Here is a 24,826-nt window from a genome sequence, read left to right on the forward strand (position 1 = left end):
ATTCTGCCCCTGACGCACGTGGGGCCCGGCCAGAAACAGGCCCGGAAACAGCGTCGAGCCGTCTTCCGGCGTCAGTTCCGGGTAGCCGGCCTCGCTCCAGCGGAAGAAGGCCGACAGCTGGACAGCGCCGCCGCCCGGGTGAAAGCCGGTGGCCAGCACCGGCGGATGTGGGCTGGTCCACTCCCGGCCGTCTTCGGCGCGTACCGTATAGCCCTGCTGCGGAGCTTTCTGGCGGCTGACGCCGCAAATATCGGCGTCCTCATAAATTTCCAGACGCGGATTTTTCATCGCGTCGTTCAGGCGCATGCGGGTGTAGGGCGACAGCGAAATGCTGGGATCGCTGATGTGGTTAGCCGACCACGGCGCGGAGCGGGTCAGCATCTTCACGCTGGCGCCGTTTTCCAGCAGGTTGACCGCGGCGTCAACGGCGCTTTCGTAGCCGCCGATCACGATATGCTCGCCGGGAGGACAGCTTTTCCAGCTGCTGACGTCCGCATAGTGGCGGCACAGGCTGGCTCCGGAAAAGCCCTGACGATCCGGGAACTGAAACTCGCCGGTGGCCCACACCAGGGTTTTGGTTTCCAGCGTTTCGCCGGTGTCGGTGGTTAAAAAAAAGTGCCCGGAGGCGAGCAGGGCGACATTGACCACCCGCGCCGGGGCCAGCACCGGGATGCGGTATTCGTCCACCACAGCCCGCAGGTAGCCTGCGTAGCTTTCACCGCCGGGATGCTCTTCGCCGCTGAACAGTGCCGGCGAGCTGTCGGGCGTGACGGCGTTGAGGTCCACCGGACCGAAGGGATTGGAGAAGAAAGAGGGCGTAATAAAACGCGTCTCCTGCGGCCAGCGCAGAAACGAGGCGCCGATGTCGGCACTGTCGATCACCAGCAGATCCTGAACGGCGGTGCGCCGCAGCATGGCGGCGATGCCGATACCCGCCGGACCGGCGCCGACGATAATCACTTCACGAGGTTGATTCATAGCGCTCCCTGAGGTTTTACCTAATGTTATAATATAACGATTGTTGATGGAAAGCGTTTTACCCCGCGCTGTCAGGGCCGCAGGCGCGCGTTTCCGCGCGGTGGATACTCAAGAAATTTGAAACATTGTGTTAAATAAATGATATTTATTCTCATTTTCAGCAGTGTAGAGTGAAGGATTGCGGTGCAGCTTTCCCTGCCGCCCGTTTCTGCGAACAGGAAAAATATCTTATGAAAAAGATCGGTTTTCTCTCCTTTGGCCACTGGACCCCGTCTCAGCAGTCCGGCACCCGCTCCGGCGGCGACGCGCTGCTGCAATCCATTGATTTAGCCGTTGCTGCCGAAGAGCTCGGCGCGGACGGCGCCTACTTTCGCGTGCACCACTTCGCCCGCCAGCTGGCCTCGCCGTTCCCGCTGCTGGCGGCGATCGGTGCAAAAACGAAGCGCATTGAAATCGGCACCGGGGTGATCGACATGCGCTACGAGAATCCGCTGTACATGGCCGAGAGCGCGGGGGCTGCGGATCTGATTGCCGGCGGCCGCCTGCAGCTTGGCATCAGCCGCGGCTCGCCGGAGCAGGTTATCGACGGCTGGCGCTATTTTGGCTTTGAGCCTGCGGAAGGCGAAACCGATGCCGATATGGCCCGCCGGCATACGGTAGAGCTGCTGGAGGCGCTGCGCGGAGAAGGTTTTGCGACGCCGAACCCGCAGCCGATGTTCCCGAATCCGCCGGGGCTGCTGCGCCCGGAACCCTATTCCGCCGGCCTGCGCGAGCGCATCTGGTGGGGCGCTATCTCCGACGCTACCGCGGTGTGGGCGGCGAAGCTTGGCATGAATCTGCAAAGCTCGACCCTGAAAAGCGACGAAACCGGCGAGCCGTTCCACATTCAGCAGGCGAAGCAGATCCGCGCCTACCGCGCCGCGTGGGCGGAAGCGGGGCACAGCTTTACCCCGCGAGTATCCGTAAGCCGCAGCATCTTTGCCCTGATGGACGATCGCGATCGCTACTATTTTGGCGCCAGCAGCGATTCCAGCGATCAGGTGGGCAACATCGACGAGAAAACCCGCGCCGTCTTCGGGCGCAGCTATGCGGCGGAGCCGGATAAGCTGATTGAGCAGCTCAATCAGGATGAGGCCATCGCTGAAGCGGACACGCTGCTGCTGACGGTGCCTAACCAGCTGGGTGTTGACTATAACGTTCACGTGATTGAGTCCATCCTCAAGCACGTCGCCCCGGCGATGGGCTGGCGCGATTAACCCTGTTTTAAAAGCGGCTTTGCTTGTGATTTAGCCAAAATCCTCGCAGGATAGGGTAAACCACAGGAGATAAGCATAATGAATTCAGCAGGTAGCGAACGTATTCTTTCCGCCAGTGAGTTACAGCAGTTTGTAGAACGCCTCTGGCGCTGTGCGGGCAGCGAAGAGCGCGAAGCCCGCCTGATTGCCGACCATCTGGTGTCGGCCAATCTGTCGGGACACGACTCCCACGGCGTCGGCATGATCCCCACCTACATCCGCTCCATTGCGGGCGGCTATCTCAAAATCAACCAGCACGCGCGCCTGACCAAAGATGCCGGCGCGGTGCTGACCTTTGACGGTCAGCAGGCCTTTGGCCAGGTAGCGGCGCGCGAGGCAATCGACGCCGGTATCGAGCGGGCTGCAAAACTGGGCCTCGCCGCCGTCGGCCTGCACAACGCGCACCATATCGGGCGGATCGGCTTCTGGGCGGAGGCCTGCGCCAGGGCCGGATTTATCTCTTTTCACTTCGTTAACGTTACCGGCGATCCGATGGTGGCGCCGTTCGGCGGCAGCGACCGCCGCTTCGGCACCAATCCCTTCTGTGCGGTATTTCCCCGCCCCGGACAGGCGCCGCTGCTGCTGGACTTTGCCACCAGCGCCATCGCTTTTGGTAAAACCCGGGTCGCGTGGCACAAGGGCGCAAAGGTCCCGGATAACGCGCTGATCGACAGCGAAGGCCGCGGCACCCGCGATCCGGCGGTGATGCACGAACCTCCCTACGGCGCGCTGCTGCCCTTCGGTCAGCACAAGGGCTATGCGCTGGCGGCGATGTGCGAAATTCTCGGCGGCGCGCTCTCCGGCGGCCGAACCACCTATACTGAAACCCTGCAGGGCAGCCACGACGCGATTTTTAACTGCATGACGACCATTATTCTCGATCCGCAGGCCTTTGATGCGCCGCAGATGCAGGACGAGGCGCAGGCCTTTATTGACTGGGTTAAAGCATCACCCCAAAGCGGCGAGCAGGCCATTCAGGTGCCCGGCGAGTGGGAGGAGGGCAACCGCCGCCGCCGTGAGCAGCACGGCATCCCCATCGATCACAGCAGCTGGCGCGAAATCCTCGCCGCGGCGCTGGAGGCGGGGATGCCCGCCGACGAGGTAGAACGCTACCGTTAATTTTTTCATTCAACAGGAGTGACAGATATGAGTACACGTCAACTGGGCAACACCGGATTTTCCATCGTGCCGCTGGTGTTCGGCGGTAACGTTTTCGGCTGGACTATTGATGAAAAAACCAGCTTCAGCGTGCTGGACGCCTTTCTTGACCACGGCTTTGACAGCATTGATACCGCCGACGTCTACTCGGCGTGGGCGCCGGGCAACAAGGGCGGAGAGTCAGAAACCATTATTGGCCGCTGGCTGAAGGCCAATCCCGGCAAGCGCGAGCGCATTAAGCTGTTTACCAAAGTGGGGGCCGATCTCGGCGCTCCCGGCCACAAGGGCCTGTCGAAAAAGTGGATCGAGCAGGCGATTGAGGATTCACTGCGCCGCCTGAATACCGACTATGTCGACCTCTATTTCTCCCACTGGCCGGATCCCGAAACCCCTTACGAAGAAACGCTGGACGCCTATCAGGCGCTGCTGAAAGCCGGGAAAGTGCGCGCTATCGGCGCGTCCAATCTCGACGCGCAGCAGCTCGGCGATTCGCTGGCGGCGGCTAAAAAACACAATTTACCTGCCTACCAGGTGCTGCAGCCGGAGTACAACCTCTACGATCGCGGCAGCTTTGAAGGCCCGCTGCGCGATCTGTGCATTGAAAACAATATCGGCGTCGTGACCTATTACAGCCTCGCCTCCGGCTTCCTCGCGGGCAAATATCGCACGAAGGCGGATCTCGCTCAGAGCAAGCGCGGGGAGGGCATTGAAAAATACCTGAATCCGCGCGGGGAGCGCATCGTGGACGCCCTGCGCAGCGTGGCGGAGGAGCACGGCGCGAAACCGGCAGAAGTGGCGCTTGCGTGGCTGATTGGCCAGCCGGGCGTTACCGCGCCTATCGCCAGCGCCACCAGCGTCGCCCAGGTTGAAAGCTTTGCGAAGGCCATCGCGCTGGCGCTGAGTCCGGCGCAGCGTGAGGCGCTGGAAAAAGCCGGTACGCAGGCGTGAGTCCGGACTACCGATGGCTCAACGAGCCCGACCGCTGGCAGGCTGAGAACGGCGTGCTGTCGGTTATTACCGATGAAGGCACCGATTTCTGGCGCACCACCTGGTACGGCTTCGAACGTTTCTCCGGCCACTTCTACGGCTGCGATGTCGAAGGAGATTTCACCTTTCAGGTTAAAATCTCCGCAGAGTTCAGCAAGCTGTACGATCAGGCTGGGATCATGCTGGTGCAGGACGAGCGGCACTGGCTCAAGGCCGGAATCGAGTACAACGACGGGGCGCCGGCCATCGGCAGCGTGCTGACGCTCGGGCATTCGGACTGGGCCACCGGTCCGTTTCCCGGCCGGGCGGACACCTTCTGGATGCGCCTCACCCGCAAAGGCGAGAGCCTGCGGCTGCAGTACTCAGCCGACGGCAAAAGCTGGCCGCTGCTGCGGCTGGCCCACTTTCCGGACGCGGGGCCGTGCCGGGGCGGCGTGATGTGCTGCACCCCCGAGCGCGCGGGGCTGGCGGTGCGCTTTGAGGATTTTGTGCTGGGCGAGCCGCTGGATAAGGCGCTGCATGATTTAACGTGACCCGTTTGAAGAGACAAGCCTGCGGCAGCGCAGGCTTTTTTATGCCAGCGTCGCAACGATGAAGCTAGCTGCTGGGCCGACAGGCCCTGAATAATCCAGGGTTGAGACGAATTGATGGAGTTTTTTAAAAGGGCAGGATTAAGTCTTATTACACCTGACTCCGGGCTCCATTATCTTTTAAATTACATGCTGCGCTGTCCGGCAGCGGCCCGGTGCATCTGGCGGCGTCGATATTGCATCTGAGAAAGATGACAAAATCACCGCTGTTGGCTCTATGGTGAGCGTGCAAGTAGTGTTGCTTAATGAATACAGGGCGATGATAGCAATGGTTATGAAGGAGAGCTGACTTTATATCGCTTTGAGCTATATAAAACGATCTGTATTACCGGATAAGAGGTTGGCTTGAGCGAGGTCGCGCCTGTTGCTGGGCGTATTACGGATAACCTTCCCCCGCTGAAAACCGGGAGCTTAGTGTTTCATCCGGTACATAAATCGAAGATCCGATGTCAATTTTCCTGGTGATTCCGAATGAAATTTTCTTGCCATTTGATAGAATTCATTATTCTATTATTTATACATTGATCGAGTGAGTGCCGCATGTCTAATCATCAAACGCAACTGTCCCTGTTGCAGGACGATATCCGTAGTCGTTACGACACATTGAGCAAACGTCTCAAGCAAGTGGCACGTTACATGTTGGATAACAGCAATAGCGTGGCGTTTGATACCGTGGTTTCCATTGCCGAACATGTTCAGGTACCGCCTTCCACCCTGATCCGCTTTGCCAATGCGTTTGGTTTCAGCGGATTCAATGAAATGAAGCAGGTCTATCGCCAGCATCTGATGGATGAAACGGTCAGCTATACTGAGCGTGCACGTCTTTTCCGCGAGGATCCAGCCAATGGCCCGGAGAAGCCGTCAGAAATTCTTAACATGTTCTCTATGGTCAATGTTCAGGCCTTGCAGCAGCTTTCCGCCCAGATTAAGCCTGAAGCGCTGGATAATGCTGTCGCGCTGCTATCTAAAGCTGAGACTATCTACGTTGTCGGCCTGCGCCGGTCATTCAGTGTGGCCTGCTACCTGACTTATGCCTTACGTCATCTGGAGCGTCGTGCATTTCTGATTGATGGACTCGGCGGCATGTTCACCGAGCAACTCAGCATGGTAAGCCCCAAAGATGTGGTGATTGCCATCAGCTACTCTCCTTACGCGCAGGAGGGCGTAGAGCTCGTGGAACTCGGTGCCAAACAGGGAGCGCGCCAGATTGCCATCACCGATAGCCAGGTGAGCCCCCTTGCTGCTTTCAGTGACGTGTGCTTTGTGGTTCGCGAGGCACAGGTAGATGGTTTCCGCTCCCAGATCGCTTCAATGTGCCTTGCCCAGACGTTAGTGATGTCATTAGCACTCAATGGTGCGGGAATGGCTACAGTGCAGGGGCCGGAGGTCGGGTAGGTACTGTGCATGATCTGTAACAATTTCAAAGAAATTGCCGCAGCGCCCTAACTGGCGTGAAGTTTCCTTTATTACACCGCTCCTGAGGCTGTCACCAGGTAACACTACGCTGGCCAGCCTTCATTTCGTTATATGTAATCGCGTTGTTGGAGTTATTGTTTCATGGTAGTATAAATTGGAATTTATATTTCAAATATGCCCTGCATTGACACATTTAATGACAGGGCGATACAGCGATTTCGTTTTACAGCGATGCAGGAGTATCTATGTTCAATATTGCGCTACTGGGGGCAGGCCGTATCGGCAAGCTCCATGCTGAGAACGTCGCAGCAAATAATGCCTCACGGCTGTATGCTGTGGTGGATCCGAACGAAGATAACGCCTGTAGCGTTGCACACCTGTTCGGTGCCCGCGTTCAGACATTGCAACAGGCTCTTGAGGATCCCAAGGTTGATGCGGTACTTATCGCTTCTGCTACTAACCAGCATGCCGAACAGATCGAAGCTGCTGCACGTCACGGTAAAGCTATCTTCTGTGAAAAGCCGATTGATTTGGATCTTGGGAGGGTGCGTGAGTGCCTGGCGGTAGCCGCACAACAGCAGGTTCCATTATTCATAGCATTCAATCGGCGTTACGACCCCCAGTTCGTCCAGCTCAAGGCGCGCTTTGATGCCGGTGAAATCGGAAAAGCCGAGTTGTTACTGATCGTCTCCAGGGATCCGTCACCACCACCAATCGGCTATATTGGTGTCTCGGGAGGCTTGTTCCGCGACATGATGATCCACGATTTTGACATGGCTCGCTTTATTTTGTCTGAAGACCCCGTCAGTGTTTACGCGCAGGGGAGTAACTTGGTCGATCCGGCGATTGGTGATGCAGGGGACATTGATACTGCGACTGTGGTGATGTCATTTCCTTCCGGAGCGCAGGCGACGATCGTCAATAGCCGTCGGTCAGGCTATGGCTACGATCAGCGCATTGAACTTCACGGCGCCAGAGGGCTGCTACGGGTGGACAATGTCCGCGAGGATACCGTAGAGCAGTGGAGCGCGGAGGGATGCATACGATCGACACTAAAGGAATCCTTCATGGAGCGTTATCGTGCCGCGTATCAGGCTGAATGGAAACACTTCGTAGACGTGCTGGCCAACCGCAGTGCAATTGGTTGCACGGGCCGCGATGGCGAAATGGCCTTATTTCTGGCTGAAATGGCGGCAGAATCGCTGTCTACCGGTCGAAAAGCGATCATCGCATAAGACTCTGCAGATCCGGGCGCACCCTGGTGTTCCCGGAATGAAGGGGCTGAACATAGGGAGCGTCAACAATCGCGCCTGTGCTTTGGCTGATCTCGGTTTCAACATCTTTTTCACTCCAGTGGCCGTCTTGCCAACACACTCAAAACAACAGAAAACCAGCCATTCCTGCAGCCGGATGTGGCCCATGCTGCCTATGATATCGAGCCTGGAGTATAAGGCGGCTACTTTTGACACTGCAGAGAGTCTGGACCAAAAAAACGCAGCCTTTTGAGGCTGCGTATGCCGATGGCGCTTTTATCTTTCTGGACGCGGATACTTATCTGAATTAACCCAGGCGTGATCCTTCTCCCAGGTGAATTGCCACTGGCGTACCGGGCCTGCCATCACATTGAGATAGTAGTTGTCGTACCCGGCGATAGTGGCGACCGGATGGTAGCCCCGGGGGACTTTAACGACATCACAATTATAAACGGCCATGCATTCATCCAGCGAGCGGTCGTCTGTGTAGACGCGCTGCAGGCAGAATCCCTGGGGTGGATCGAAGCGATGGTAGTACGTCTCTTCAAGTGCCGTTTCACATCCTGCAATTGCTGTATCGTGCTTGTGGCTGGGATATGAGCTGGTGTCTCCCTCGTTGGTATATACCTCCACCACCAGCAGGCTGTCTGCAGGGCTATCGTCGGGCAAGATATTGTGTACCAGGCGACGATTTCGCCCTTTGCCGCGCTGCTCAACACCCACCAGATCCGGTGAAATCAGGCGGGGTGGAAGGTTGCCGAATCCCGGAGCGCTACATACCGCCAGCTCCAGTTCACTTTCTGCCTTCACCCGGGCCGGGGAGTGGTGCGGGACATATACCGACCAGGCAGGAATGCGTTCAAAAGGACTCATGCGCTGACCGATACGCTCAAATGTCCCGGCGGTGGTTACCACAGTGGCAAGACCTGATACCAGCACCAGACAGCGCTCCAGATCGTCAGAGGGCAGAGTGATTTCCTGCCCGGGTTGTAGGCGGAAAAGATCGAATCCCACATATTTCCAACCGGCATTGGCTGGGGTAATGTGCTGGATCTGACCGTTGTCTTGCGTGGCGCATTTACTCAGCAAGGTAGCCATACTTTTCTCCTGCTATTTAATTCATGGTCCGGCGATTGCACATCATGCCGGACCATGATTGGTTTTAGCCCAACGTCGGCATGCTGAATTCCGAAACGGTCTGCTGACCGCTCGGCCAGCGAGTGGTAACCGTCTTCATGCGGGTGTAGAAGCGTACTCCATCCGGCCCATGGGCATTGAGGGCACCAAAGACAGACCGTTTCCAGCCTCCAAAGGAGTGGAACGCCATAGGGACGGGAACCGGAATGTTAACGCCAACCATTCCTGCCTCGACTGTCTGAACGAACTCCCGTGCGTAATGGCCGCTGGTGGTGAAAATGGCGCTGCCGTTGCCGAACTCATGCCCGTTGACGGTGGCGATGGCGGTTTCATAATCCGGCACTCGTACAATCCCCAATACTGGCCCGAAGATCTCTTCCCGATAAATGGTCATGTCTGGCGTGACGCTATCGAATAAGGTACCTCCGACGTAAAAGCCGTTGGGATGGCCTTCCACCTTATAGTTGCGGCCATCAATGATTAGCCTGGCGCCTTCCGCCACGCCTTTGTCGATATAGCCCAGCACCTTCTTCTGATGGGCCCTGGATACGACCGGCCCCATCTCGTTTTCTTTGTCGCCTTTAATGTTGCCAGGGCCCACGCGCAGGGCGGTAATCAGCGGCGTCAGTCGCGCGATGAGCTTGTCGGCAGTGTCGTCACCAACCGCGACCACCAACGGCAGCGCCATGCAGCGTTCCCCGGCTGAACCAAAAGCACCGCCCATAATGGCGTTGACTGTCGCATCCAAATCCGCATCCGGCATAACAATCGCATGGTTCTTCGCTGCGCCAAAGGCTTGTACACGTTTACCGTGGGCGCTGGCGGTTTTGTAGATATGCTCAGCAACACCGGAAGACCCGACGAAGCTGACCGCCTGAATGCGCGGGTCGGTCGTCAGTAAGCTGGCGACATCGTTGTTACAATGGACCACGTTAAAAACGCCATCGGGCAAACCGGCTTCTGTGAGCAGCTCAGCCAAACGTAGTGAGGCCGAAGGCACCGGAGCTGGCGGTTTCAGAATAAAGGTGTTCCCGCAGGCCAGGGCAACCGGGAACATCCACATGGGCACCATAGCGGGAAAATTGAAGGGAGTAATGCCCGCAACCACGCCCAGTGGTTGCATCAAGGAGAAGCTGTCGACCCCTCCACCCACGTTAGCGGAGTACTCGCCTTTAATGAGGTGGGGTATACCGCAGGCGAATTCGACGACTTCAATGCCGCGTGTCAGTTCACCGAGAGCATCAGAGTAGACCTTGCCGTGTTCGCTGACGATAAGTTCGGCCAATTCATCCCGGTGTTGCTCCAGCAGCGCCTTAAAGTGAAAAAGAATACGCGCCCTGCGTAACGGGGTGGTTTTCGCCCAGGCCGGAAAAGCGTTATGTGCAGCGGCAATGGCCCCCAGCATTTCTTGCTCTGTACTTTGAGACACTTGCCGGATGACTTTGCCCGTTGCCGGATTAGTGACCGGCAGCGTTTCACTATTGATGCTTTGGCAGATTTTGCCGTTTATGAAATTACCGACTGTTTCCATTTGTATTTACCTTAATAAAACGTTTTCCGAAGTGGGATGTATTTTTCGAGCATGGATAGTCAGGCCCCTCACCGTTCACTGCTCGTCAGGCCTGATGCGAATGTGACCACTCTAAGATTTTGAACTTAATATTTCAAATTAAAATGCATAAAATTTTTATTTAGTTTGGGTGGAATCTGTTTTTTAAGAAGGGAGCGATCGATATTTCCAGAGATTCACTTGTGAAAATAACAATCAAGATAATGAATTTAAAGGATATTTAATTGTTGCTCATGGTGTTTAGTGAAGTTTTTAGCCTACATAATATTTTTGATTTTATGATCGACATCTAAAAAACAATGCTCTCTAAATGATAAAAGAATTCTAGTTTTAAAAAATTAGAATCAAAATATCAGTCATTCTATGACTATCTATCTTTAGTAACAGCCCATGTCATTCGACATGATGGCGCGGAGGGGGCTCCATGTCTTACGATCACAAGTACAATTCCTGGTATGTGTACGCGCTATGCTGTAGCGCGGCGCTGGGTGGGATTATGTTTGGCTACTCCACGGGCGTTATTGCGGGTGCAGTGGATTCGATACAGAAGTTTTACAATCTCACGTCTTCTCAGATGGGGTGGGCAGTATCGAGCATTATTGTCGGGGCGGTCCTTGGCGCACTGTCAGCAGGTAAAATAGCCGATCGAATCGGTCGCAAGCCGGCGTTATTGGTGGCTGCGGTCATTTTTGTCATCGCCTCCTACATCCTGACAATCACGCCGTCATTTGCAATATTTTCGACCGCCCGCATTGTCAGTGGATTTGCCATCGGCCTGGCCGGCACGGTGGTTCCGATGTATGCGTCGGAAATCGCACCTGTGCCAATCCGCGGTAAAGCATCTGGTATATACAATCTGTCTGTAGTGGCGGGACAGCTGGTGGTTTTCATCGCTAACTTCTTCATCGCCAGGGGAATGACCGAGAGCTGGATGGTAACTGAGGGCTGGCGCTGGATGATGGGGGCGCAATTGGTACCATCGATCTTGATGCTTGTCGTTACCCTGTTCCTTCCTGAATCCCCCTATTGGTGCATCAAAAATGGACGGGGTGATAAGGCTGTGCGGGTGCTATCCCGAATTTATCCCGAATTCAATCAGGAGGAAGCCCGTCAGCTTTTCGAGCAAACGCCCTCCCAGAAGGGCCGAGCCGGATCTGGCAGGAAATCCCGTACCGCCATAGATACACCCGTGCTGAAATATATTCTGGTTGTCGGGGTGCTGATCGCGGTCCTGCAGCAGTTCACGGGCATCAACGTGATGAATTATTATGCGCCTGTCGTTTTGCAAAGCGCCTCCAGCAGTAAGGACGCGGTTCTGTTTCAGACTATTTTCATTGCGTTGTTCAACGGCATCGGCTCCTTGATTGGCATGAACCTCTTCGATCGCTACGGTCGGCTGCCGGTTATGAAAATCGGTACGGTAGGGGCGATTGTTGGTTTACTGCTGGCTTCATGGGGCATGTATTCCCATGACACCGGCTATATCACTATCTTTGGCATCCTGTTTTTTATGCTTCTGTTTTCTATGAGCTGGGGTGCAGGTGCATGGGTCCTGATCTCAGAAATCTTCCCGGAAAAGATCCGGGGTTTTGGCATGAGTCTCGCGGTCAGTATGATGTGGGTCGCCAACTTTCTGATCACCCAGTTTTTTCCCACAATCAACGACAATGCGTATCTGCAGCAGCAGTTTAATGGGGCGTTCTCGATGTGGATATTTGTAGTCTTCAACATCATTTGCTTCTGGTTCTTGCATCGTTACGTACCGGAAACCAAGGGCGTGGCGCTGGAAAATATCGAACAGTTAGCTCTGGAAAAAATGAACACACTGCAAGGTGAAGCTAAGCCAATCACAACGCCTAAATGAGTGACGTTTCTAATCCTCCCCGCGCGGCAGGCCGTATGCCGGGCTGCGGTGGACGGATTATATATTGATTAAGGCAGTATGCTCTGCCCAGGGCTCGTTCCATGTAGACATCAGGAGGGAAATGATAATGCGAATGTGTTTCTGTCGGCCCGATCACCTTATGACCGATCGACCCTCTCTGGCGTATGCCAGCAGAGTCGATCAGCATCAGGGCCCTTTTTCCCGATTTATGCATATGCATCCGGAAACCGTGGAACTTATTCTGATCACTGAAGGGGCAGGAGACTATTTTATCGGCAATCGGATATATCGCGTCAAACGTGGTGATCTCGTCATTTATAACAGTCTCGTGGTGCATGATGAATATCTTGAGGATGGTACATCTGTTGGCACGCTGTGCTGCGGTATCCGCAATATCGTCAAACGAGGTATGCGCCCGGGCGCGATTATTACGGACGGTACGATACCGGTATTCCCACTGTATCAACACTACGACAATGTATTCTCGCTAATGAATACCATCTTTGTCATGCTCAACAGTGAGACAGCGCAAAAGTACTCTATGGCACAGGCTCTTACGCAGGTACTGCTTGAGTATGTAAGCAGCAACATTCTGACAAAAGTTGATGACTGTACCGACCTCATGAACGGCACGCTGCCGGCCAGCATCAAAGATTTTATCGATTTACATTTTCATGAACCCATCCAACTGGGGACCCTCGCGCAGCAGTTTCGCGCAAGCCCTTTTTATATTTCGCATGAATTTAAAAAGACCTTTAGCTACTCGCCGATAGACTACTTAATAAAACGGCGGCTCGGCGAGGCCCAGACACTGCTTACTACGGCAGAGGAGCTGGGGATGGAAAATATTACCGAAGTTGCTTATCGGGTAGGCTTCGCCAACCTCAGTCATTTCAACAACTATTTCAAAAACAAGGTGGGGAAAACACCCGGGCAGTACCGCAACGAGTACCTGACGAAAAACCAGCGTCAAGTGCCGAGCAGTACGTTTTCCTGACGCGGCGTCCCCAGGGGGCATCATGGAAGAGAGCCCTGGGGGGATAAAACAATATTATGGGTAAGCCGAGAGCAATGTGTGACGGCGATCGGCATTTAAGGCGTAAATTAAACCAAGATCCATAAAGAATTACTGGTCTGTAAGAAATATAATTCTTCCATCTTACCCGCCATCACGAATTTCTTATTCAGCATCTGCGATGCATAACAATAAATTTAGATGATTACGATGAATAGAGAGGTAAAACATTATGTCTGATGTGCTTAAAAATATAAAATGGGGCATTGCGCCTATCGGCTGGCGCAATGATGATATTCCCGAGATCGGCAAAGAAAATACGTATAAACAAATTTTGAGCGATGCAAAAATTGCGGGTTTTGCAGGTACTGAAGTGGGAGGGTGTTATCCACAGGATCCTGCGGAGTTGAAAAAAGAACTGGATCTGCGGGATATGAAAATCCCAGGTCAATGGTTCTCATCTTTTATTATCAGGGATGGCATCGAGGCAGCTCGAAAGGCATTTGAAAAACATTGTGCCTATCTGGAAGCTGTGGCAGCAGACGTGGCGGTCGTCTCTGAGCAGACGTATAGCATTCAGGGCACGGAAAAATGCGTCTATACAGAAAAACCCTATTTCAGTGAACAGGAATGGGCGCTGTTATGCAATGGATTGAATGAATTAGGTCAAGTAGCTCAACAGCATCATCTTAAATTGGCCTTCCACCATCATATGGGGACAGGCATACAGACTCTGGCAGAAGTGGATCGCCTGATGGAAGCAACCAATCCAAAATATGTCCACCTGCTCTATGACACAGGCCATATTTATGTCTCAGACGGCGTAACCATGCCGCTGCTGACACGGCACTACGGGCGTATTGCTCATGTGCATTTTAAAGACGTTCGCAACAAAAACTTACGTAGCTGTCGGGACAGCCATAAATCATTCCTCGATTCGTTTCTGAATGGCGTATTTACCGTGCCTGGTGATGGAGATATTAATTTTCATGAAATCTTTTCCTCTCTGGTAGAACACGATTATAAGGGATGGATTGTGGTTGAGGCCGAGCAGGATCCTAAAATATACAACCCGCTGGAATATGCGCTGAAAGGTCGTAAGCATATCGATCTTTTACTGAAAAGATATATTTAATTTTATCAGTACGTGAAAGATTAAATTATTAAAGGAGAATATCACCATGGTATTAAAAGCAGGTGTTGTTGGTATTGGCATGATTGGCTCAGATCATTTGAGAAGGCTGTCAAATACCATTTCTGGCGTCGATGTGGTTGCCGTTTGCGATATCGTCGACGGAAAAGCAAAGGCAGCGTTGAAAAAATTTAATTTGGAGGCGCGCGACTATAAAGATTACCACGATCTGATTAAAGACAAGGAAGTCGAGGTAGTAGTAATCACGGCATCCAACGAATCGCACGCGGATATTGCCGTGGCGGCGCTGAATGCCAATAAGTACGTATTCTGCGAAAAACCACTGGCCATTAGTGCCGCTGATTGTGAAAGAGTCGTTGAGGCAGAGCGCAAGACCGGCAAGCGCATGCTTCAAGTCGGTTTTATGCGCCGCTACGACACAGGCTATATGCAGCTTAAGCAAATCATCGACAGCAATGAAATTGGTCAGCCGCTGATGGTACATGGCCGTCACTACAATGCCGGAACCGTCCCGGGGTACAAAACGCCGCAGGCCATCTATGAAACGCTGATCCATGAAATTGATGTGCTGCACTGGTTACTCAATGACAACTATAAGAGCGTTAAAGTCTACTTTGCGCGGCAGACCAGCAAAGCGGACGGCAGCGTGCTTAAAGATCCTCAAGTTGTCGTGTTGGAAACCGTCAAAGGGATCAACATCGTGGTGGAGGTGTTCGTCAACTGCCAGTACGGCTATGACATCCATTGTGACGTAACAGGGGAGCTGGGTATGGCGGAGTTACCGACCGTGGCTAGCGTTGCCGTGCGTAAAGGTGCCAAATACAGCACCGACATCCTGACGGACTGGAAGGAACGTTTTATCGATGCCTACGATACCGAATTTCAGGACTTCTTCGATCGCCTTAACGCGAAGCAACCTCCTGCTGGGCCCAGCGCATGGGACGGCTATCTGGCGGCAGTAACAGCAGATGCTTGCGTGAGGTCGCAGCAGAGCGGTAATACAGAATTCATAACGCTGCCAGCCAAGCCTGAACTGGCTTAAAAGTCACTAATACTGGTACTGGATGGGCATAAATATGCCCATCTTTTTTTTATCCTCAAGCTGAGGTTACACCTATGAAAGGCAGATGTTTTACCTCGGATCCGCAAGAGCAGTGTTATCACATCGAGAGTCAGGTGACATTTACTGACCGGGCGGATGGTGGTGAGCGTACGATTAATGTTTTCCCGCACCATCAATTCCAGCGCGTCGAGGGATTCGGCGGCAGCTTTACCGAGGCGGCAGGCGTGGTCTACAACACGATGCCAGAAGCAGTACGTGAAGAACTGCTCGAAGACTATTTCAGTGCGCAGGGCAATTGTTACAATCTGGCCCGCTTACCCATCCAAAGCTGTGATTTCTCGCTAGGCAATTACGCTTATGCCGGAAGTGCCGAAGATATCAAATATGGACGGCTGAACTTTGCGCGTGACCGACAGAATTTGATCCCATTTATTCGCGATGCGCTGGCGGTAAACGCCAACCTGGTGCTGATGGCCTCGCCCTGGAGTCCGCCGGCATTCATGAAAACCAGCGCTAATATGAACGGTGGCGGGCAGCTGCGGTTAGACGCCTATCCGCTATGGGCGGAGATGATCGTCCAGTTTCTGCTGGAGTATCGCCGGCAGGGCATCAATATACACAGGCTTTCAGTGCAGAATGAGCCCGTGGCGGTCAAACCGTGGGAATCGTGCCTCTACAGTGCGGAGCAGGAGACAGATTTTGCCGTGAATCATCTGCGACCGCTGCTGGAACGCCACGGTCTGGGAGATACCGAACTGTATATCTGGGACCACGACAAAGATGGGCTGGTGGATTGGGCCGAACGGGCCTTTGCCAATGAGGCGAGCCGTCGCGAGATTGATGGCCTTGCATTTCACTGGTACACCGGCGATCACTTCGCGCAAATCCAGCATCTGGCACGGCATTACCCGGAAAAGAAACTGTTGTTTACTGAAGGATGCGTGCCAATGGAGGAGGGCGCAGGGGGTCAAACGCGCCATTTTGATACATACCTGCACGATATGATTGGTAATTTTAAGGCGGGGTGTATGGGGTTTATCGACTGGAACCTGCTACTGGACGGCTCCGGCGGGCCGAACCATCCAGGCAACCTGTGTGAAGCTCCGATTCAGTTCGATTTGGACCGCGGTCAGCTGCGCCGCAACAGCAGCTACTATGGCATCGCACATTTCAGCCGTTATGTCAGGCCCGATGCACGAGTGATGCTGTCATCATCCTATGACGCTACCCTGGAGGAGGTTGGTTTTGTCCATCCTGATGGCGAGCGTGTCCTGGTGGTTTACAACCGCAGCGGTGAGATTCGCCAATGTCGGATAGTGGATGGTGCCCGGGAAACCATGTTGACGTTGAACGCGGGTAGCGTTTGCACCCTGGTCTGGCCTACACGAGAGGAGACAGATTATGAAACTTGGCTTTAACCAGGCCACTTGTATGATGAACTCTACGCTGGAGCAGGATATTCGCCTGGCGGAAGCCTGTGGCTATGATGTGATCGAGTTGCGTCTGGACATGCTGGCAGACTATCTGAAACAGCATGATATTAGCGAGCTGGCCGCTTTCTTCGCCACTAGCCACCTGAAGCCTTACGGCTACAACTCTCTGGAAAATATCAATTTCTGCGATGCTCGACGCTGGCAGGAAAAGCGCGCCCAGCTGGCTTTTGCCTGCAACGTAGCCTCAGCCATCGGCGGCGATTGTCTGGTCGTCGTACCCACCGTTCAGGCTGGCCTGCTCCCCTCACAGGCTGAAGTCATCAGCGACTCGGTGAAACGGCTGCGGGAATTGGCAGACTATGCTGGCGAGCATGGGATGCGGCTTGCCTTCGAGCCCATCGGCAGTGCGGATTGCTGCGTGCGCAGCCTGCCTCTGGCGATGGAGATCGTTGATGCCGTTGACCGTGACAATGTCGGTCTGGTAGTGGATGCATTCAACCTCTTCCTGTTTGATCAGTGGCAGGATCCAACGATACTGCGCCAGGTGCCGACAGAAAAAATATTTGTCTACCATATTGATGATGCTGACGATTTGCCGGCAGGCAAGTTAGATCACTGCCACCGTTTGTTTCCCGGTAACGGGGTCATTCCCCTGGCGGAGATTTCCCGGCAACTGATATCGCAGTGCTATACGGGGCCTTGCTCGCTGGAACTTTTCAATCCGGGATACTGGCGTATGGCGGCTCAGGATGTGTTTGCGATCGGCGCAAGCAAGACCCGCCCATTCCTCGGCGTGGACGCATAGCGCGGCTCTAAAATCGACCCTGGCAAAGCCAGGTGGGCGGCAGAGGGCCGCCCTTTGGCATTATCGGTTATCGTTATGGGACATCAGAATATGTACGGCTGCGGCGCCAAGCAAGGCGCAGGCCGCAGCACCCAGGAATACAGCAGGATAGCCGGCAAAGGTCGCCAGAATGCCCGCCAGGGGCCCGGTCAGTCCATAGGCGATGTCCTGAAAAGCGGAGTAGCCTCCCAGTGCCGTGCCGCGCGCCTGGGGATCGACGCGGCGTACGACATCGACGCCCAGCGCGGGGAAAATCAGTGAACACCCGCAGCCGGTGAGGCCGGCTCCCACCAGCGCCAGCCCGGCGGTCGGCGCTGCCCACAACAATAATAATCCTCCTCCCTCCAGCATCAGTGAATGGGTGGCCACCCTGACGCCGCCATACCGGTCTGGCAAGTGACCGAAGAGTAGGCGGGTGATGATAAAGGCGCAGCCGAAGGCCGTCAGTGTAAAGCCAGCATTACCCCAGAGTCGGGAGCTGAAGTACAGGGAAATAAAAGCGCCGATTGCGGCAAAGCCAATACCCTGCAGCGCTAATCCCAGTCCGGGACGCCAGATTTGCCCGATGATGCGCTTCAGCGCTACACGTTGTCCCCCGTGTGCGGCCACCCCGGGCACCCCTGCATTGAGCAAAAGGGCCAACACCGGAAGCAGTACAGTACTGATACCGAGGCAAGCAAGTCCCCAGCGCTGGTAACACAGCAGCCCCAGCGGTGCGCCTGCTGCCAGCGCACCGTAGGTTGCCATTCCGTTCCATGACATTACTTTGCCGGCATACGGTTGCCCTACCAAACCCATCCCCCAGGTGAGATTTCCGGTTAGCAATTGGCTTTCCCCCAGCCCCAGCAGCAGCCGGCCGGCGATAAGCAGCGAAAAGGCCAGCACGATACTTGTGGAGGGCACGAGGGCCGAAGCCAGATAGGCTACTCCTGCCAGCGAACAGCATCCAAGACCGAGGTGCGTAGATCGTTTTGCACCACGCCGATCGGCGCTTCGACCCGCCGGTCCGCGGGTAAGCAGCGTCGCCAGAAACTGGCTGCCGACCGCGACACCCACCAGGGTATCGTTGAGGCCCAGCTTTTGATGAACATAGAGTGGAATGACGCCCAGCGGCAAACCAACGGTCAGATACGCCAGGAACATGGCAATGCTGATACGTAACAGCTGCTGCTGCGGATGGACTGGCGCCTGAACAAGGGTATTCATGGTTCATCCTTATGCGCAGACTGAATACAGGGGGGCGTTTGCAAGGTATAAATCGGCACTGCCGGTAGCTCTTACGCGAGCGTACCGGCAGCGGCCTTGATCAGAGTGCTTATCATGAAAAGCACCCGGCTTGCTGGCGGCTTAGGCCTGTTTGGCTGGCCTATACTCGCGCCAGAATTGGATCAACGTCAGGTATTTCTGTTTCACGGCGTCGATAAGCTGCTCGTCGGTTATCTGCTGGGCCAGCCATTGGCGAGAAGGTTCACCGAAAATTGTCCGGCCCACGGCGAACCCTTTAATCCAGGGAAAATCTGCCGCGGTGGCGAATCCTTTTTTCAGCTCGCTTTCCGATGCGTCCAGCCCGAGGATCAGGATCCCCCGGCAGTCGGGATCGTATTGTTCGATCAGATGACTGATGATCTGCCAGCTTGATGCACTCTGCGCCGGCAATTTCCACCAGTCCGGTTGAATGCCCAACTGATAGAAATGTTCGATGATTTGCGCATAGTAGCGCTCATCCTTGTCGGGGACGTCACTGGGGAGGATCACTTCCAGCAGCAGTTCATGACCGGACTTGCAGCAGGCATGATAAATTTCATTAATCAGAGCGTCTTGTTCCAGGCGCAGCGCTTCTTCATCGTGAGGGTGATAAAAAACCAGACACTTGACCACGTGCTCCAGTGGCCAATCGATCAACTGCGAGCCGATATTGCCGTGCTCCAGGCGCAGGGGGCGAGAGTTAGGCAGTTCAATGGGACGTCCAATCCAACTGCCCTGGCCGGTGATGGAGTTGAGCGCTTCCTGACCAAAGGTCGTATCGGCTAAAATGCCGCTGCGATGCACCAGGTCAGTTTCCTGCGCGGTCTGTCGGGCGGCTTCGAGCAGCAAGTTCTTCAGTTGCGGGATCTCTTCTTCGCGGGCAGCCACCTCGTGCGCCATATCGACTAGCTGCTTACGATGATCGAAGGCGAATATGCACAGCTCCGGCCACTGTTGTTTGCGGGTGGTGACACGGTGCAGATGATTGAGGCGGGCATCCCGGTCCGGTTGTTTTACCGATTGTTCCCGTGACAGGTAGTCATCAAGTTCTTTTCTGGTGGGCATGGCTGGGGCGCAGCCGTGGCGGGAAACTACCAGCGCGCCGCAGGCGTTAGCGTAGCGGCAGGCCTGGTCCCAGCCTTCGTCATTGAGATAGCCACGCAGCAGGCCGGACATGAAGGCGTCGCCGGCACCCAGCACGTTAAGCACATCCACCCGCACGCCGCTATGTAACGCTACGTCGTCCCATGTACCGGGAATATCCCCTTCGAATACCGAACAGCCCAGGGCGCCGCGCTTGCACACCAGCGTCGCCTGGCTGACTTGCCGCACATTGCGCAGGGCGGCCAGCGTATCGGTGGTACCGCCGGCAATGTGAAATTCTTCTTCGGTGCCGACAATCAGATCGAAATGATGCAGGACGTCCTGTAGTTCGCGCGTCACCTTGTCAGAGGCAACAAAGCGGGTTTCGCCATCCCCAAGCGAGGTAAGTCCCCACAAGACGGGGCGATAATCGATATCCAGAGCCCGGCGCAGTCCATGCTTCTCTGCGTATTTCAGGGCAGTAAGCACTGCCGCGCGCGTATTGGGGTGCGACAAGTGGGTTCCGGTAATGGCCAGGGCGCGAGACGAAGCGATGTAATCCTCGCTGATGTCTTCGGGGGTCAGCGCCATGTCTGCGCAATTATCACGGTAGAAAATCAGCGGGAAGGTCTCCTGATCCTTGATGCCCAGCAGGACAAGGCCAGTGAGGCGAGTCTTGTCGGTGATGAGGTGGCTGGTATCGGCCCCCGCCCGCGTTAACTCCTCGCGTAAAAAACGGCCCATATGCTCATCGCCTACCCGGGCCAGCATCCCCGAGCGTAGTCCCTGGATAGCGGTCCCATAGGCTACGTTACCTGAAGATCCCCCGAGGTATTTGGCGAAGGTACTTTCGTCCTCAAGCCGCGCGCCAATTTGCTGACCGTACAGGTCTACAGCGATCCGGCCCAGACAGATGACATCCAGAGTTGGTTGAACCTTGCTCATAGGTAATGTCCTTAATAGGAATAGATGAATTTATTTTTCACATCGTAAGCTTTGTTATTTTCATTTTCAATGAAAATGGAATTTTTATGTGGATCTTTTTGTTGACCAAAATCACATATGGGCGTTAAACAGAAGCGGAACGAACATTGTTACCTTTAACAGAGGTGCTGGCTGACGGCACGCATGTTCAGGCATCGTTAGTGAGACAAAAGTTTCTCATCAAATATTGATCTCCTTCGCAATAAATGAAATATTAATTTTATATATTGTCCTTATGAAAAATATTGGCTGTAGCATGTTCACGGTATGCAGCCTTTACCCAGGCGAGGCTCCCGGAAAGGCTGGGACCAGGCTGAACGGCCAAAATGACAGGTGAAACTCAATGAAAACAATTCGGTTGACCATGGCGCAGGCTTTAGTGCGCTTTCTTGATAATCAGTACATTGCCGTTGATGGCAACGAGATAAAGTTCGTCAAAGGCATTTTCGCGATTTTCGGCCATGGCAATGTTTTGGGGCTGGGTCAGGCGCTCGAGGAGGACTGCGGTCAACTCAGCGTCCATCAAGGACGAAATGAACAAGGCATGGCCCACATCGCCACCGGTTTTGCTAAACAAAAGCTGCGTCAGCAGATTTTTGCGTGCACCTCCTCGGTCGGTCCCGGCGCGGCCAACATGATCACCGCTGCTGCTACCGCTACTGCCAACCGCATTCCCCTGCTGCTTTTACCGGGTGATGTATATGCCAGCCGACAGCCCGATCCGGTTCTGCAGCAAGTGGAACGGGACCACGATCTCAGTATCAGCACCAATGATGCGTTCCGTCCGGTAAGCAAATATTGGGATCGTATTAGTCGACCCGAGCAGTTAATGAGTGCCTGTCTCAGCGCGATGCGGGTACTGACGGACCCGGCAGAAACCGGTGCGGTTACGCTGTGCCTGCCGCAGGATGTGCAGGGCGAAGCATACGACTACCCGGACTATTTCTTTAACAAACGCGTTTACAGGTTTGAGCGGCGCAAGGCGACCGATGCGATGCTGGCGGATGCGCTCCAGCTCACCCTGACCCGGAAGCGTCCTCTTCTCATCTGCGGTGGCGGGGTGAAATATTCTCAGGCTGAGGCTGCTCTGCTGAAGCTGGCGGAACGTTTCCAGTGGCCGATCGCGGAAACTCAGGCAGGTAAAGGGGCGCTGGCTTCCGACCATCCCCTCAACGTCGGTGGCATTGGCGAAACAGGGTCGCTGGCCGCCAATATGTTAGCCAGAGAAGCCGACCTGGTCATTGGCGTTGGTACGCGTTATACCGATTTCACCACCTGCTCGAAGTGGGGATTCCAGAATCCTTCCGTGGCCTTTCTGAACATCAATATTAATCGCTTCGACGCCTTCAAGCTGGATGGTGTACAGCTACTGGCGGATGCGCGGGAGGCGTTATCTGCGCTGGAGTCTTGTCTTCATCAGCAGGGGTATCAATCGGCCTGGGGTGGGCAGATTGAAGAAGCCCGGCAGCAGTACCAGGCGGAAGTCGCGCGGGTATACGGCGTGGAGTACACCGGCGACGACTTTGTGCCGGAAATTGACGACCATCTCGATCGGGAGCAGGTGTTTAGCGAGTTCAAGCGATTAACGACATCCTTCCTGACCCAGACCCGCGTACTGGACATCATTAATCGGTCACTGCCGGCTAATGCCGTAGTGGTGGCGGCCTCGGGCAGCCTGCCAGGGGATTTACAGCGTGTCTGGCAGAGCCGTGGCGATAACGATTACCACGTAGAATATGGATACTCCTGCATGGGCTATGAGGTCAATGCAGCGCTTGGCGTCAAGCTGGCCCAGCCGGAGCGAGAGGTGTACACCCTGGTTGGCGATGGTGCTTTCATGATGCTGCACTCCGAGCTGATCACTTCTCTGCAGATGGACAAAAAGATCAATGTGTTGTTGTTCGACAACATGACCAACGGTTGTATCAATAATCTGCAGATGGAACACGGCATGGACAGCTTCTTCACCGAGTTCCGTTACCACAGCGAGGAGAGCGGTCGTCAGGAGGGTGGTCTGATTGCGGTAGACTTCGCAAAGATCGCCGAAGGGTATGGCTGCAAGAGTTACCGGGTTACAACTCTGGAACAGCTGCATGCTGCGCTTGAGGATGTGAAGCTGCAAACGGTATCGACCCTAATCGACATTAAAGTGTTGCCCAAGACGATGGTACACAATTATTTAAGCTGGTGGCGCGTGGGCGGAGCCCAGGTATCCCGCAGCGAGCGTATACAGGCAGTGGCGCGCATGTTGGCTGACAATATCGATAAAGCCCGACAATATTAATGGGCCTGAGGGAATCGAAAATAATACAAATTACGTTCGGCGTGGACGTGCCCGAGAATATACCGATTGGCAGAATAGTGTATCAGATAGTGAGTTAAGACTATCGGTATATTAAGAAATGACAGCATCTGCAGATTATTCCGCTCTACCAGCATCCAAAGGTAAGTCGGGTGAATGTGGCGGAATACCAGCGCGTACTGCATAAGGTCAGATAGAAATAGCGCATTCATTGCCGTGTACCGGTGGCCGGCGCCGGATGAGCAACACCGTCAGACGGCCGTAAAACGGGACGCGGCTGCTTGAAATGAAGATAGAGCGGGGCAGGCATTAATACCGAATTATCCGGTATTTCAACCGACTTGAATTCATCGGGAGATGCAGCGCTGCTTCTGAGAGAATTGCTACTCGTTATCGAGCGGTAGGCATCCATGCGAAGGTTAATCCTGCCCTGGGATTTTCACCAATGCAGGGATTGAGCGTTATAAATAAAACAGGAGACGGTTATTCATAACCGTAAACGGTACGCCGCACGCTGCGGCGAAGATAGATGAGCAGGCTAAGAGCCAAAGGATGGGATATGACATCTTCGACAACTGCTGTACCCTTGACATCGCTGTACGCGCCGGTAAGCGGGATCATATTGGAGCTTGAAAAAGTCAACGACGTGATCTTCTCCGAAAAGCTGGTAGGTGTCGGCATCGCTGTTTGCCCCGACGAGGGAGAATGCAACATCCGGGCGCCGGCTGACGGCACCATTGTCAATATTTTACCAGGCAATCATGCCTTTTTCATGAAGACCGACCAGAATATTGAGCTGTTAGTGCACTATGGCCTGAATACAGTTTCACTCAATGGTGACGGCTTCACGCGGGTGGCTGGCCCCGGTCAGCGAGTCAGGCGTGGGGATGTTATTTTACAGGTTGATCCCGAACGCTTAAAAAAGAAAGGCATCTCCACAGTGACGCCCGTAATTATCATGTCGCCGGAGCACTATAGCTACACAATGCAAGTGGGTAAGGTATGCGCCGGTGTCGATCCCATAATCTACGTCCGAACGCTTTAAGTGCTCAAAGCCAGCCGAAATCTATGGTCATCAGATTGTGCGAATGATAAGGACACCGCTTATATCTCTTAGCCTGAAACCTTATTTCTTTTTATCTCATTATCAATCAGTAGCATAACGATATCCCCCATTTGTTCGTAAATGAATAATTGAATTGTTATTAGCAAAATTTTACCCGCGAAAGACGTGACTTCGATTGGTTTTTGGTACATGAGGGTGAACGACTGATTAAGATGAGGTGTATTAGCCGCAATCCGATCGGGCAGGTGCCGGGAGTATGTCTATATTATGAGGGGAGAAGTACTTCCTCTTGAGAATCGCCGCCCCGCGGCGTTCAAACTGGTAAGGTTAATTTATCCCGCACCCCGGTCGCTTAAATCATTCAAGCTA

19 protein-coding genes are annotated in these 24,826 nt (G+C 54.3%); 14 read left to right on the forward strand and 5 right to left on the reverse strand.

What is annotated here, in order from left to right; genetic code table 11:
• A partial coding sequence (locus tag QZ766_RS04040) for an NAD(P)/FAD-dependent oxidoreductase (protein WP_297197595.1) occupies positions 1-978 on the reverse strand: 978 nt, incomplete at its 3' end.
• Positions 979-1,208: 230 nt separating this feature from the next.
• Between QZ766_RS04040 and QZ766_RS04045 the strand changes: the two genes are divergently transcribed.
• From QZ766_RS04045 to iolG, 6 genes are all read left to right on the forward strand, one after another.
• Positions 1,209-2,234, forward strand: coding sequence for an LLM class flavin-dependent oxidoreductase (locus QZ766_RS04045; protein ID WP_297197598.1), 1,026 nt, complete (start codon positions 1,209-1,211; stop codon positions 2,232-2,234).
• A gap of 78 nt (positions 2,235-2,312) precedes the next feature.
• Complete coding sequence (locus tag QZ766_RS04050) at positions 2,313-3,392, forward strand: malate/lactate/ureidoglycolate dehydrogenase (protein ID WP_297197601.1); 1,080 nt, start codon at positions 2,313-2,315, stop codon at positions 3,390-3,392.
• Between the two features lie 27 nt (positions 3,393-3,419).
• On the forward strand, positions 3,420-4,379 hold the full coding sequence (locus QZ766_RS04055) for an aldo/keto reductase (protein WP_297197604.1): 960 nt from the start codon (positions 3,420-3,422) through the stop codon (positions 4,377-4,379).
• Complete coding sequence (locus QZ766_RS04060; protein WP_297197606.1) at positions 4,376-4,951, forward strand: DUF1349 domain-containing protein; 576 nt, start codon at positions 4,376-4,378, stop codon at positions 4,949-4,951. Before QZ766_RS04055 ends, QZ766_RS04060 begins: the two co-directional genes overlap by 4 nt.
• Positions 4,952-5,548: 597 nt before the next feature.
• Positions 5,549-6,403, forward strand: a complete 855-nt coding sequence (locus tag QZ766_RS04065; protein WP_297197609.1) for a MurR/RpiR family transcriptional regulator — start codon at positions 5,549-5,551, stop codon at positions 6,401-6,403.
• A gap of 266 nt (positions 6,404-6,669) precedes the next feature.
• On the forward strand, positions 6,670-7,659 hold the full coding sequence (gene iolG, locus QZ766_RS04070; protein WP_297197613.1) for an inositol 2-dehydrogenase: 990 nt from the start codon (positions 6,670-6,672) through the stop codon (positions 7,657-7,659).
• A gap of 294 nt (positions 7,660-7,953) precedes the next feature.
• Here iolG and iolB read toward each other — a convergent pair whose 3' ends face one another.
• Positions 7,954-8,775 carry a 5-deoxy-glucuronate isomerase gene (iolB, locus tag QZ766_RS04075; protein WP_297197616.1) on the reverse strand — a complete coding sequence of 274 codons (822 nt, stop codon included), beginning with the start codon at positions 8,773-8,775 and terminating at the stop codon, positions 7,954-7,956.
• Between the two features lie 64 nt (positions 8,776-8,839).
• Positions 8,840-10,345 carry a CoA-acylating methylmalonate-semialdehyde dehydrogenase gene (locus QZ766_RS04080; RefSeq protein ID WP_297197618.1) on the reverse strand — a complete coding sequence of 502 codons (1,506 nt, stop codon included), beginning with the start codon at positions 10,343-10,345 and terminating at the stop codon, positions 8,840-8,842.
• Between the two features lie 463 nt (positions 10,346-10,808).
• On the opposite strand from QZ766_RS04080, the gene QZ766_RS04085 reads away from it, so the two are divergent.
• The 6 genes from QZ766_RS04085 (at position 10,809) to QZ766_RS04110 (ending at position 17,738) form a co-directional block, all read left to right on the forward strand.
• Complete coding sequence (locus QZ766_RS04085) at positions 10,809-12,248, forward strand: sugar porter family MFS transporter (RefSeq protein WP_297197621.1); 1,440 nt, start codon at positions 10,809-10,811, stop codon at positions 12,246-12,248.
• 160 nt (positions 12,249-12,408) lie between these two features.
• Entirely contained in the window at positions 12,409-13,266 is an 858-nt protein-coding gene (locus QZ766_RS04090; RefSeq protein ID WP_297197623.1) for an AraC family transcriptional regulator, read from the forward strand.
• A gap of 250 nt (positions 13,267-13,516) precedes the next feature.
• Positions 13,517-14,419: a myo-inosose-2 dehydratase gene (gene iolE / locus QZ766_RS04095; RefSeq protein WP_297197626.1), complete on the forward strand. Its 903-nt coding sequence runs from the start codon at positions 13,517-13,519 to the stop codon at positions 14,417-14,419.
• A 46-nt stretch (positions 14,420-14,465) separates the two neighbouring features.
• Complete coding sequence (locus tag QZ766_RS04100; RefSeq protein WP_297197629.1) at positions 14,466-15,479, forward strand: Gfo/Idh/MocA family oxidoreductase; 1,014 nt, start codon at positions 14,466-14,468, stop codon at positions 15,477-15,479.
• Between the two features lie 74 nt (positions 15,480-15,553).
• Complete coding sequence (locus QZ766_RS04105) at positions 15,554-16,918, forward strand: glycoside hydrolase family 30 beta sandwich domain-containing protein (RefSeq protein WP_297197632.1); 1,365 nt, start codon at positions 15,554-15,556, stop codon at positions 16,916-16,918.
• Positions 16,899-17,738: a sugar phosphate isomerase/epimerase gene (locus QZ766_RS04110; RefSeq protein WP_366509361.1), complete on the forward strand. Its 840-nt coding sequence runs from the start codon at positions 16,899-16,901 to the stop codon at positions 17,736-17,738. Before QZ766_RS04105 ends, QZ766_RS04110 begins: the two co-directional genes overlap by 20 nt.
• A gap of 60 nt (positions 17,739-17,798) precedes the next feature.
• Here the strand turns inward: QZ766_RS04110 and QZ766_RS04115 are convergent, their stop codons facing one another.
• Together QZ766_RS04115 and iolC are read right to left on the reverse strand one after the other, a co-directional pair.
• Positions 17,799-18,983, reverse strand: a complete 1,185-nt coding sequence (locus tag QZ766_RS04115) for an arabinose transporter (protein ID WP_297197637.1) — start codon at positions 18,981-18,983, stop codon at positions 17,799-17,801.
• A 141-nt stretch (positions 18,984-19,124) separates the two neighbouring features.
• Positions 19,125-21,050, reverse strand: a complete 1,926-nt coding sequence (iolC, locus tag QZ766_RS04120; protein WP_297197640.1) for a 5-dehydro-2-deoxygluconokinase — start codon at positions 21,048-21,050, stop codon at positions 19,125-19,127.
• 382 nt (positions 21,051-21,432) lie between these two features.
• On the opposite strand from iolC, the gene iolD reads away from it, so the two are divergent.
• Entirely contained in the window at positions 21,433-23,373 is a 1,941-nt protein-coding gene (iolD, locus tag QZ766_RS04125) for a 3D-(3,5/4)-trihydroxycyclohexane-1,2-dione acylhydrolase (decyclizing) (protein WP_297197644.1), read from the forward strand.
• Positions 23,374-23,950: 577 nt separating this feature from the next.
• A complete protein-coding gene (locus tag QZ766_RS04130; RefSeq protein ID WP_297197647.1) occupies positions 23,951-24,436 on the forward strand; it encodes a glucose PTS transporter subunit IIA in 486 nt (161 codons plus the stop codon).
• Positions 24,437-24,826: the final 390 nt, after the last annotated feature.

The sequence above is a fragment of the uncultured Pluralibacter sp. genome (assembly GCF_913775985.1).
GTDB lineage: Bacteria > Pseudomonadota > Gammaproteobacteria > Enterobacterales > Enterobacteriaceae > Pluralibacter.